Origin of the sequence: Candidatus Protofrankia californiensis (assembly GCF_900634765.1) — a bacterium.
GTDB classification, from domain to species: domain Bacteria; phylum Actinomycetota; class Actinomycetes; order Frankiales; family Frankiaceae; genus Protofrankia; species Protofrankia californiensis.
In genome coordinates, this window is the sequence record NZ_CAAAFT010000123.1 from 6,758 (window position 1) to 8,863 (window position 2,106).

At 66.5% G+C, this 2,106-nt stretch carries 2 protein-coding genes; both read right to left on the bottom strand.

Features of this window, described 5'->3' with window-relative positions; genetic code table 11:
- Window positions 1–23 precede the first annotated feature (23 nt).
- Window positions 24–842, bottom strand: coding sequence for a class II aldolase/adducin family protein (locus DD1DGNOD_RS07315; RefSeq protein ID WP_131769727.1), 819 nt, complete (start codon window positions 840–842; stop codon window positions 24–26).
- A gap of 84 nt (window positions 843–926) precedes the next feature.
- The gene (locus DD1DGNOD_RS07320; protein WP_131765843.1) at window positions 927–1,607 is read right to left on the bottom strand and encodes an alpha/beta hydrolase; all 681 of its coding nucleotides are present in this window, start codon (window positions 1,605–1,607) and stop codon (window positions 927–929) included.
- Window positions 1,608–2,106: the final 499 nt, after the last annotated feature.

Here is a 2,106-nt window from a genome sequence, read left to right on the forward strand (position 1 = left end):
GGCTCTATCGAACAGGTCCGGCTCTAGTCGAGCAGGTCCGGCTGCTTGGCGGTGATGAGGTCCCAGTAGGGGGTGAAGCTGAAGCCGCCGAAGGCACGGCCGCTGCCCAGTGGCTCGGCGACTTCGTGTCGGATGAGCTTCGGGATGCCGGCGGCTTCGGCGAGAAGCTGCGCGTGCGCGCTCTGGTCGGCGGTGACGAACAACCATGCCGCTTCCTCCACGGAGCGTCCGACGGTGAGGAAGCCGTGGTTCTGCAGGATCACGAGCTTGTTCGGGCCCAGGGCCTGGGCGATGTTGCGCCCTTCCTCCTTGTCGAGGACCACACCGTTGAAATCGGCGTAGAGCGAGTGGCTGCCGTAGAACGTGGTGGCGTCCTGGGTGATCGGGTCGAGCAGCCGGCCGAGGGACGACCATGCCTTACCGGCCACGGCATGGGCGTGCGCCGCGGCGACGACGTCCGGACGGGCGGCGTGCACCTGGGAGTGGATGGCGAACGCGGCCGTGTTGACGGGACGGTTGCCGATCACGATGTCGCCGTCGTGGTTGACCAGTAGCAGGTCGGAGACCTTGATCTGGGCGAACGACACGGCGAGCGGGTTGACCCAGAAGTGGTCGGGTAGCTCCGGGTCACGCGCCGTGATGTGACCGGCGATGCCGTGGTCGTAGCCGAACTTCGCGAACAGCCGGAAGGAAGCCGCCAGCCGCTGCTTGCGGTGCAGCCGTATCTCCTCGACGGATCCCGCGGGTTCGGGGCCCTTCGGCAGCGTCTGGTCGGCCACGCGCAGCGGGGTCTGCCGGAACTGCTCACGGATGCTGGTGACGAGATTGGTGCCTGTGGACATGCCCTGATCTCCTTGACGTGACCTTGGAAAGGATCGTTGTCGGTTCACGCACACCGCCCGCCGGCATTTCCACGTGATCCGAGCTCATCCGGAGAGCGGATTTTGATGCAGTGACTCCAGGAACACCAGGGTGCTGGCGGCCACTGTCCGGTAGCCGGGTCCGGCGATCACATCATGTTGACCCGGTACCACGGTGAGTTGCGCACGGGGCGCGGTACGAATGATCATCTGGGTGAGCGGTAGCGGGCTCACCTGGTCGTCCACCCCGTGGATCAGCAGGATGGGCAGGTCGGGCAGGGCCCGCGGAACCGGGTACACCGAAGCGCCGGCACTGCCGATATTGCCGGCACTGCCGTCAGCCGTGATGGGACGTTGCAGGAGCGGCAGCCCGAGGAGGACCACGCCGTCCGGGCGCAGCGCCGGGGAGCCCGCGAGGGTCAGCGCGCGCAGCCCGCCGATGTCGGAACCCAGCAGGATGAAGGGTGCTCCGGGAATACGTGCTTCGGCCAGCGTTGACACGCTGTCACCGGGCTCCTCGGAGATGGTGATCGTGTAGCCGTCGAGGGCCAGGCGGAGCCTGAGCCGTTCGAACGAGGCCGCTGTCTCGCCCCGACCGGTCAGGATGAGGACGGATCCCCGGCCGGGCGGCATATCGGGTGGCGTCTCGGACACCGTGGCCAGCGGCGCTGCGCTGCCGGCCGCATACCTGCGGATGCCGGTGGGCGGCCGTCTCGACGCAAATGTCGCGGGCGGTGCGGATGTCATTGTGCATCTCCTGTCGTCGGATGGATGCTGTCGCGATGATCGGCGCGGATGCGCATTGTTGTTTTCTTCCGCGTCCCGTAGGGGATGGAAACGAAACGTGTGGGGAACACGTGGTTTCGGCCGGCGGAAGGGGCGCGACAGCCCGTGGGGTGGGTCAGGAAGCGTGCGGGTGCGCGCGGCTATCGACGGGAGGAAGGAAAGCCCGGACAGGCTGCTGAGGCGACCCGCAGCAGATCAATGTGACCTCGGGTCACGAGCCGAGACTCGGTATGCACGCCGTCCACGATGCGTGTGATGTGGGGTGATGTCAATACTCGCCTCTGCCAGGCGCGGGACATCAGGTGCCGGCGTTCCTGACGGGCTGATGGACCACGGGCCCCCGGTGAGTCACGCTCCCGTGGTGACCGCTTCCAGTAGCTGTTACTTTCAGTGACTATCGTTCCGGTGGGCGTTGCCTCTGGTTATGATCACCCGGCCGTATACGACAGCCGTATACGAC

Coding starts and splice junctions, on each gene's coding strand:
- DD1DGNOD_RS07315 (WP_131769727.1), bottom strand. CDS start 842: ATGTCCACAGGCACCAATCTCGTCACCAGCATCCGTGAGCAGTTCCGG.
- DD1DGNOD_RS07320 (WP_131765843.1), bottom strand. CDS start 1,607: ATGACATCCGCACCGCCCGCGACATTTGCGTCGAGACGGCCGCCCACC.